Here is a 6,963-nt window from a genome sequence, read left to right on the forward strand (position 1 = left end):
ATTGATGAAAGGGCGGGCAAACCTAGAATCTATTATACGACTCGATTCTGAACTCAATCAGATTCAGGACCTGGATCTCTTACTTGAGCGGATTCTGCTGGAAGCCCGCCATGTCGTCCATGCTGATGCGGGGTCAATCTATGTAAAAGACGGCGACCGGCTGGCTATAAAATATTCGCAAAATGACACGCTCCAGCAAGCCCTGCCTCCGGGACAGAAACTGATTTATTCTGTTTTTTCTATTCCCATCAACGAAAAAACAGTTTCAGGCTATTGCGCGCTTACCAAAGAAATCTTGAATGTACAGGATGTCTATAATATCCCTCCCGATTCTCCATTTTCATATAATGCTCAGTACGATAAGCTATCCGGTTACAAAACGACCAGCATGCTGACCGTTCCCCTCAAAACAGCAGAAAATAAGCTTCTCGGAGTTATACAGATTATTAATGCAAAAAATGAACGGAATGAAATCATTGCTTTTTCTAAAGAAGATGAACTATTAATTTCCCATTTTGCAGTCAATGCTACGGTGGCCCTACAGAGGGCTTATATGACCCGGGCTATGATCCTGAGGATGATTAAAATGTCCGAACTCCGGGACCCCAAGGAAACCGGCGCTCATGTTAACCGTGTGGCAGGCTATGCGGTGGAACTTTATGACCGCTGGGCATATCATCATGCGGTTCCCCAGACCGAGCGGGATAAGTATCGGGATACGCTTAAAATCGCTGCCATGCTCCATGATGTGGGAAAGGTAGCCATTTCGGACCTCATCCTTAAAAAACCTGCCCGTTTTACCCCAGAAGAATATGCTATTATGCAGGGTCACACCTATTTTGGGGCCCGCCTGTTCGACGACATTCAGTCTCCCCTTGATGTCATTGCCTCTGAAATCGCCCTGACCCACCATGAAAACTGGGATGGCTCAGGCTATCCTGGCTGGATAGATCCTGTAACCTTAATTCCTATTAAAGCCGATGAGTCAGGAAAGCCCTTGGGCCGCAGGGGCGAAGAAATACCCTTGGGCGGTAGGATTGTGGCAATAGCAGATGTATACGATGCTCTGTCATCCCGCAGGGTATATAAAGAAGCATGGGACGAACAGTCTGTATATAACGAAATACGAAAAATGTCGGGTGTCAAATTTGATCCAGAACTGGTTGATATGTTTTTTGAGATTCTTCCCAATATCAAACAGATCCGGGACCTCTATCCCGAGCAGTACGAATAAGCCGTTGCAGTTGCCGGTCAAAGCCATCGGCGAATGCTTTAAGCTCCTTGGGGCCGTAGCTGGCGATTCGTTCAGGTCCAAGCCCCTGTTCTGCCAGGTTTACCATAAAATCCCGCAAGGAAAGCCGTTCGCGGATATTTTCCTTGGTGTATAATCGTCCCCGATCATCCAAAACGGAAATCTGCTTTTCTACAAGCCGGCTTGCAAGAGGAATGTCTCTTGTAATAACAAGATCCCCCGGTTCAGCCAGCTCTACGATGCGGTCATCCGCTGCCCCATGGCGCGTATCACAGACTTCCATGGTGCAGAGCTTTGTTTCGGAAATACCGGGAATTGGACGGTTTGCTGCGAAAATTCCCCGAATCTGAGTCCTTTTTATCGCCCTTAAGATAACATCCCGGGTTTGTTTAGGACATGAGTCGGCATCGACCAGTATTTTCATGCAAGCTAAGCTCCAGTCGTCGCGCCGAATAGAGTTCCCGAACCAGAAAGAAGCAATTCATCCCGTACTGCGGGGATAAAAACGCTCTTTCCCTTTGTTAGTTCCAGCTTGTTATGCAGGTTTTCTATGTTTGAAGAACCTTCTATCATGATAAGTATGATGGGTTTGCCGGCAGGAAGATACACAGGGTAAGCGGCCTTGAGATCAATACGAAAAAGTGAAAATTCATCAACAGGACTAGGATAGCTGCTAATACCATCACTACCTGTTATGGGCTGCAAAATTTCTGGCTTGTAGGGTTCAAAGCGAAGGGTATTGAGCAGTTCTTTTACATCAACATATTTTGGAGTAAGGCCGCCACGGAGCACATTATCCGAGTTTGCCATTAATTCAACCCCAAACCCATGTACATAGGCATGTAGTATTCCTGCAGGAAGGAAGAGCGCTTCTCCTGGTTTTAGCGACAATACATTGAGATACAGGGGTGCAATAATCGCGCTGTCCCCTGGATAGGCAGCGGCAAATTGTTCAATAAGCTTCCATTCAAGGGCATAGGAGGGGGCATTTATTATGAGCTCTGGAAGTTTCTCTTTAAGGCGCTCTGTAAGCTCAAGTTTTATATTCTGAGGCAGTGAAAAAAGGCTGTGGAGAAAATCTTTATATGCTTCAGCTGGTTCAGCTTTATTTAATGCTTCAAGACAGGTATGTAATTGCGGTGCTTCGAGCAATGAAACCAAAGAGATAATTTCATTGAGATACCTGAACCCGCACATGGCTGTAAAATTGGTCAAGGCACAGATAATTTCTGGTTTATGGTTCGGATCTTTATAATTCCGGTTTTCCGCAGAGAGTGGAATTCCGGCTTTTTCCTCTCGAGCAAAACCATCTTTCGCCTGTTGTTCATTCGGATGGGCCTGTATAGATAACGGTGCATCCGCAGCAAGGAGCTTAAACAAAAAAGGAAGGCCTGTGTATTTTTGGTTTCCTATTTCACCAAGACAAAGTAGCCTGTTCTCCTGGATAAATTCATCCAGTGGTTTTTCTGTGCTATCTAAGACTACCCTCGAGGGGGAGCGTGTATGGGCACCCATCCAAAGTTCAGCCATGGGAGACTGCCTTTCAGATTCGGATAGATCAAGAAGATCCTGGATCCAAACCTTTGAACCCCAGGCGTATGCTTGTATTGGATTTCGTAGCAGCAATGGAAGCTGCGTAATATTAGCTTTCATCATTTTGTTTCAAGCTTGAATCGATGCGGGTAATAATATCAAGAAGGAGCTGCTCGAGCTCTTTTGAATCCTGTTTAACCTGTAAGGAACTGGAATTTATTTTGCGCTGTTGTTTTTCCAGTTCATCGCAAAGCATAATACCGGCTACAATGGCTGTTTTGAGCGGATCAGTTAATCCTGTATTTTTTTGAACCGAGTCTACTGTGGTTTGATACTTGGCAAGCAGGGCATTCAGGTACAGAGGATCTTCATCGGCCCTGATAGTAAATGATGTGCCGAGGATATCGATTCGTAATCCTTCCTTCGGCATGAAAGTCCTCTTAAAAAATATCCAGTTCGGCAGTAGAAGATGTGCTGTTTAATCCTGGTTCTGGCGAAATAGTGACGGTGCTCTGCCGGGCCCGTTCTTCCTGCTCAAGAATCGCGAGTATGGCCTCATCCGAATCTGGATCAACGGCGGGAGGCGGTACCGGTTGAGGTGTATGTACCGTCGTTTGCTGGTCAGGATGCGGCGATGCGCTGGATGGGTTAGTCGCAGCAGTTTCCGCTGGCTGCTTAGTACCCAACTCCTGCTCTAAGATGTCTTCGAACTTATTAAGACGATCTAAAGCAGAAATAATGCCCGCTTCAATTTTTCCCTGATCGTCCTTAAATTGCTGTACTAACACCTCGAGCTCGCTTATTCTGCTTTGATATCCTTCCAATTTCTCTCGCAAAAGCCTGTTTTCTTCGGTCAAATGACGAATTGTGTCGATTGCTTTCGAAACTTTGGATTCCAGCAGCTTTACTTGCTCGAGGGTTATCATGCCTTATGCTCCTAAGGAAGCCTTTGCTTTTTCAACAACTGCTTTGAATGCTGCCTTATCTTGAATGGCCAGATTTGCCAAGGCTTTCCGGTCAATAACAACGCCAGCTTTGGTCAACCCGTCCACTAAGCGGGAATAGGACAAGCCTTCTTCGCGGCAGGCGGCATTAATACGGATAATCCAGAGGCGGCGGAAATCACCTTTCCGGTCCCGGCGATCGCGGTAGGCATAAAAAAGCCCTTTGGTTACCGCATCTTTGGCAACTTTAAAGTTAGAATGGCGGCGGCCCCAATAGCCTTTCGCCAACTTTAGAATCTTTTTACGATGGTCCTTTCTTCTGGTACCGTCTACTGCTCTTGACATGGGCTTACCGCTCCTTACTTATCCGTAGGGTAATAACTTCTTTTTGATAACCGGAACATTGTCGCTGGACAAAATACCGGCATGGCGGAGGTTCCGCTTCCGCTTGCTTGTTTTCTTGGTCAGGATGTGGCGAAGGTTCTGTTTTTTGTACTTTACCTTGCCAGATCCGGTAAACGAATAGCGCTTGGCTGCGCTTTTCTTGGTTTTCATCTTCGGCATGGCGCCATCCCTCTAAGTTATTTCTTGGATTTGGGGCTTAATACCATTGACATGAAACGTCCCTCCATTGCGGGAGGTTTATCCATGACATAGTCCCCTTCTATCCGTTTTAATACGTCCTTAAGGACGTCAAGTCCGAGTTCGGTATGGGCAAGTTCCCGTCCGCGGAAACGGACCGTAACCTTGACCTTGTTGCCTTCAGCCAGGAATTCGCGAATATGCTTCGATTTGAAATCCAGATCGTGATCATCAATCTTGGGCTGCATCCGGATTTCTTTTATCTTTAAAAGCTTCTGCTTCTTTTTAGAATCCCGAACCTTTTTTTCATTCTCGAATTTGAACTTGCCGTAGTTCAGAATTTTGCATACCGGCGGGTTAGCGTTAGGAGCTACTTCCACCAGATCTAAACCCTGTTCTTTGGCCATCCGGAGTGCCTCTAATGTGGGAACAATACCCTGCTGTTCCCCATCGTCACTGATGAGCCGAACCTCACGTACCCGGATCTGTTCGTTGATCCGCAAATCCTTATCCGCCAACTGACCTCCTCGTAAGCCGTGAACACAACGGGGCATGTGCATACGACTTTCCCAAAACTATACCAAATAAGCAGCTACTATGTCCAGTCCTATTGCTTTCATTATTACAGTCGTGATACGCTCCGATCATGATACTCTTTAGTATTTTGTGGATTCCTTCTTTATATATGTTTGTCGAAGCTCTCCAGCAGCCCCGGGATCCGGAAAAAAAAGGTCTTATCCTCTCTGTTCTGGGAGGCTGTCTCCTGAGTGTAATGACGTTCTTTATACCAAATCTTCTCCCGGAAGGTGCATTCGGATTTTTGCGTTGGCTGCACGGTTTTGTGGACGTTGTCGCGGTGCCGGTTCTGCTGCCCCTAGTGTTCAGATATATGCTGCAAATTCGTTACCGGCATCAATCTTACATAGAAATACATCAATTTGTTTTGGTGTGGCTTATACCAGTTGCGCTCGTAAAAGGGATTCAATGGAATTTCCACAAAGATGCCATCCTCTTGGTACTTACCCCGCTCTTGTGGGGCGCTCAGGCGATCGGTATCCCCTGGGCCTTGGAAAAAGCTGAAGAGGAAATCGGTTTTAAGTCTTTTCTCAGTTACGCAACCGCAGTTCTTTTACCCTTTTTGGCAAGCACCGCCTATTGGGGCTTTTTCTCTAAGTTATATGCAGCCGCTGTACCTGCGGCTCTCATCAGCATGCTGCCTAGCATCTGGTGGCTTGTAATGGCTTACCGGAAAACGCTCAAGGGCTAAAACATCAGGCTCGATTTATCAAGCTGTGAATAACAATTGAGGCTCTTTCAAAACTCCCTGTGCTTTGAAAGAGCCTCATTTTACTCATATCTTAAAGGCCCCTCATTTTATCATGAGGGGCCTTTTATTATTATGCCTTGCCGGCAGAACCTAGTACATTGATATTCTTATGCATATAGAGCTTTTTAAGCTCGTCCCGGGCGGGGCCTAGATATTTTCGGGGATCGAACTCATCCGGTTTTTCCGCAAAGACTTTGCGGATCATAGCGGTCATGGCAAGCCGGCCGTCGGAGTCGATGTTGATCTTGCAGACCGCGCTCTTGGCTGCCCGGCGAAGCTGTTCTTCGGGAATACCAACAGAATCTTTCATGCTGCCGCCGTATTTTTCGATCATCTTTACATATTCAATTGGTACGGAGGAAGAACCATGGAGTACGATGGGGAATCCGGGAATCCGCTTTTCGATTTCTTCCAGGATATCGAAGCGGAGGGGTGGGGGAATGAGGATGCCATTAGCATCCCGGGTGCACTGTTCGGGCTTAAACTTGGTTCGGCCATGGCTGGTTCCAATGGAAATTGCCAGTGAATCGACACCGGTCTTTTTTACAAAGTCCTCTACTTCCTCAGGCTGTGTGTAGTGGCTGTGCTCTGCCGAAACGTCATCTTCCACACCGGCCAGTACGCCGAGCTCACCTTCTACGGAAACGTAATCTTTCCGGGAATGGGCAAACTCGCATACCTTTTTGGTGAGGGCCACGTTTTCTTCGTAGGGGAGGTGGGAGCCGTCGATCATGACCGATGAGAATCCAGATTCAATACAATCCTTGCAGAGTTCAAAACTATCCCCGTGGTCCAGGTGCAGTACGATAGGAATGTCATAGCCAAGCTCATGGGCATATTCAACCGCGCCGCGGGCCATGTGGCGCAGGAGTGTCTGGTTTGCATACTTGCGGGCACCGGAAGATACCTGAAGAATGACAGGAGACTTGGTTTCAACACAGGCCTGAATGATAGCCTGGAGCTGTTCCATATTATTAAAATTGTATGCCGGAATAGCATACCCGCCGTTCACTGCTTTTTTGAACAGTTCCACGGTGTTTACGAGCCCAAGTTCTTTATAGCTGGTCATGGAAACTCTCCTTACTCTAAATAGAATTTGCTCGATTTTATGCCAGCGGGCCTGCTTGGTCAAGGATGGTGCAAGAATCCGTTGGTTGTTTAACAGACATGGTACCCCCCTGGGCCTACCCCGATCCAACGGATAGGGATAGAATAAACAAAAAACTCTTAAACAGGAGGGTACCAATGTACGAGAAGAAGTATTACGAGTTTATCAAGATAAGTAAAGACCGGTATGCAGCAAGGCTTGAGCTGGTAGAAGCCGC

10 protein-coding genes are annotated in these 6,963 nt (G+C 46.9%); 2 read left to right on the forward strand and 8 right to left on the reverse strand.

Annotated features, from left to right (window positions below; all coding sequences use genetic code 11):
- Nucleotides 1-4 precede the first annotated feature (4 nt).
- Nucleotides 5-1,234 carry an HD domain-containing phosphohydrolase gene (locus Q7P68_RS10865; RefSeq protein ID WP_304225562.1) on the forward strand — a complete coding sequence of 410 codons (1,230 nt, stop codon included), beginning with the start codon at nucleotides 5-7 and terminating at the stop codon, nucleotides 1,232-1,234.
- On the opposite strand, the gene Q7P68_RS10870 is transcribed toward Q7P68_RS10865, so the two are convergent.
- From Q7P68_RS10870 to infC, 7 genes are read right to left on the reverse strand one after another with little or no spacing between them, the layout of a single operon-like run.
- Nucleotides 1,194-1,676 (reverse strand): YaiI/YqxD family protein, encoded by a 483-nt coding sequence (locus tag Q7P68_RS10870; protein ID WP_304225564.1) that lies wholly within the window; start codon nucleotides 1,674-1,676, stop codon nucleotides 1,194-1,196. The two genes, Q7P68_RS10865 and Q7P68_RS10870, sit on opposite strands and share 41 nt — an antisense overlap.
- 5 nt (nucleotides 1,677-1,681) lie before the next feature.
- On the reverse strand, nucleotides 1,682-2,908 hold the full coding sequence (gene manA / locus Q7P68_RS10875) for a mannose-6-phosphate isomerase, class I (protein WP_304225565.1): 1,227 nt from the start codon (nucleotides 2,906-2,908) through the stop codon (nucleotides 1,682-1,684).
- Complete coding sequence (locus tag Q7P68_RS10880) at nucleotides 2,895-3,215, reverse strand: cell division protein ZapA (protein WP_304225567.1); 321 nt, start codon at nucleotides 3,213-3,215, stop codon at nucleotides 2,895-2,897. The genes manA and Q7P68_RS10880 overlap by 14 nt, the downstream gene beginning before the upstream one ends.
- A 10-nt stretch (nucleotides 3,216-3,225) precedes the next feature.
- The gene (locus Q7P68_RS10885) at nucleotides 3,226-3,711 is read right to left on the reverse strand and encodes a cell division protein ZapB (protein WP_304225569.1); all 486 of its coding nucleotides are present in this window, start codon (nucleotides 3,709-3,711) and stop codon (nucleotides 3,226-3,228) included.
- Nucleotides 3,712-3,714: 3 nt separating this feature from the next.
- Entirely contained in the window at nucleotides 3,715-4,074 is a 360-nt protein-coding gene (gene rplT / locus Q7P68_RS10890) for a 50S ribosomal protein L20 (RefSeq protein ID WP_304225571.1), read from the reverse strand.
- Between the two features lie 18 nt (nucleotides 4,075-4,092).
- Nucleotides 4,093-4,293 (reverse strand): 50S ribosomal protein L35, encoded by a 201-nt coding sequence (gene rpmI / locus Q7P68_RS10895; protein WP_013969150.1) that lies wholly within the window; start codon nucleotides 4,291-4,293, stop codon nucleotides 4,093-4,095.
- A 17-nt stretch (nucleotides 4,294-4,310) separates the two neighbouring features.
- On the reverse strand, nucleotides 4,311-4,829 hold the full coding sequence (infC, locus tag Q7P68_RS10900) for a translation initiation factor IF-3 (RefSeq protein WP_304225573.1): 519 nt from the start codon (nucleotides 4,827-4,829) through the stop codon (nucleotides 4,311-4,313).
- 128 nt (nucleotides 4,830-4,957) lie between these two features.
- Here infC and Q7P68_RS10905 point away from each other — a divergent pair, with 128 nt between their 5' ends.
- The gene (locus Q7P68_RS10905) at nucleotides 4,958-5,578 is read left to right on the forward strand and encodes a hypothetical protein (protein WP_304225575.1); all 621 of its coding nucleotides are present in this window, start codon (nucleotides 4,958-4,960) and stop codon (nucleotides 5,576-5,578) included.
- Between the two features lie 130 nt (nucleotides 5,579-5,708).
- On the opposite strand, the gene Q7P68_RS10910 is transcribed toward Q7P68_RS10905, so the two are convergent.
- Complete coding sequence (locus tag Q7P68_RS10910) at nucleotides 5,709-6,707, reverse strand: class II fructose-bisphosphate aldolase (protein ID WP_304225577.1); 999 nt, start codon at nucleotides 6,705-6,707, stop codon at nucleotides 5,709-5,711.
- Nucleotides 6,708-6,963 lie beyond the last annotated feature (256 nt).

The organism is Gracilinema caldarium (genome assembly GCF_029265695.1).
GTDB lineage: Bacteria > Spirochaetota > Spirochaetia > Treponematales > Breznakiellaceae > Gracilinema > Gracilinema caldarium_A.